We start from the raw sequence: 1,586 nt of genomic DNA on the forward strand, positions 1-1,586 counted from the left end.
GAATTTCCATCCGCGATTCCTGTTACACCTAATCCTCCTCCTAATTTTCATGATAATACTTATTTTTTAATTATTAATAAATCCTCCTAACAGATATACTTTTAATTGATTAATTTGTTTTTTCGTTTTTTGCAAAATTACTTTTCTCAAATTTGCTAGTTCCCACTGTAACATCTATAAAATGCTTGTGGGTTACAGTGAAGTTAAAAAAACACCTAGAATTTTTACGCCCTAATGACATAGAATATAATTATTACAGAACTTAAAAAACCTTAGAACATGATCACAATCGCCCTAAGGTTATTTATAATTTATATTTAATTGTAATAACTTTGTAACAAAAATACTTTTTATTCAAAATCTGTCACATTTAACTTAGCATTCAATTGCTCGATTTTTTTATAAATCATTTTTCAACCCATCATTTATAAAGTTATTTTCGTTTATGCATTGGTTTTTTCTAATAATTTTTCTAAAAATAATTCGGAAGCTTTAGAAAATGTGTGGTTTTTCCTCCAGATAATATTATGTTTTGCTTCTAATTTTGGAGATAAAGGAATAAAGCAAAGACCATTTTCTTTAGAAACATCAATGATACTGTCTATTGTCACAGCGTAACCTACATTTTCCTTCACTAATAACCCGGCATTATAAGCTAAATTAAAAGTGGCTACGATATTTAAATCAGAAAATAAATGGCCAAACCAACCTGTAAATTCATTGGATGCATGTGTTTCATCTATGGCTTGTCTTGAACAAATTAACGGCAAGTTTACCAAATCTTCCCTAGTAACATAAGATTTTTGGGCTAATTCACTACTTCTTTTAGCAATTAACCCCCAAATATCTGAACTTGGTAAATGAACTGCTTTATATTTATTTAAATTTGCAGGTTGAATTAAAATACCAAAATCTAATAACCCTTTATCCAACTTTTCAGTAACATCATCAAAATTACCACTGTAAATATGAAAATGAACATCCGGGTAATCTAATTGAATATCTTTAATAATTTTAGAAATAAATGACATACCTTTAGTTTCACCACAACCAATAAATACATCACCTTTCACCTTACTATCTAAGACTTTAAATTCGTCTTGTACTTTTTGAGACATACTTAATATTTCGTCTGCCCTTTTTTTAAGAAGTGTTCCTGCTTCAGTTAATTGTATATTGTAATTACTTCTAGTAAAAAGTTTTACACCCAATTCTTCCTCTAAAGCTTTCATCTGTCTTGAAAGCGTGGGTTGTGTAATATGTAAGGCATTAGATGCATGCGTCATACTCCCTTCTTTAGCGATAACAGTAAAATACATCAGTGTTCGTAATTCCATATACAACCTCCTTACTTAAAATATACGCTTCATATATAGTCTACCATTAACATCCTAAATAGATAATCATGGGTTGCCAACAACAATATTTGATAGAGAAAACACAACAAGCTGTTGATAGTAATACAAAACAAAAAAAGAGCGAAACAAAAATCATATATGCGTGAAATGATTTCTATTTCGCTCCTCATTATATTAAACTGTTACTTTTAAATTAATACTGAATAAATTAAGCAGTTACCCATTGTG

The 1,586-nt window shown here is 29.1% G+C and carries 1 protein-coding gene; it reads right to left on the reverse strand.

The genetic code is table 11. From position 1 onward, the window contains the following. Positions 1 to 443 precede the first annotated feature (443 nt). On the reverse strand, positions 444 to 1,337 hold the full coding sequence (locus KA894_RS14490) for a LysR family transcriptional regulator (RefSeq protein ID WP_115341816.1): 894 nt from the start codon (positions 1,335 to 1,337) through the stop codon (positions 444 to 446). Positions 1,338 to 1,586 lie beyond the last annotated feature (249 nt).

Origin of the sequence: Staphylococcus sp. GDY8P131P, from assembly GCF_017891975.1 — a bacterium.
In the GTDB taxonomy this organism is placed as follows: domain Bacteria; phylum Bacillota; class Bacilli; order Staphylococcales; family Staphylococcaceae; genus Staphylococcus; species Staphylococcus nepalensis.

Bases quoted from the DNA above. Each gene is read 5' to 3' on its own strand.
- KA894_RS14490 (WP_115341816.1), bottom strand. From the start codon at position 1,337: ATGGAATTACGAACACTGATGTATTTTACTGTTATCGCTAAAGAAGGG.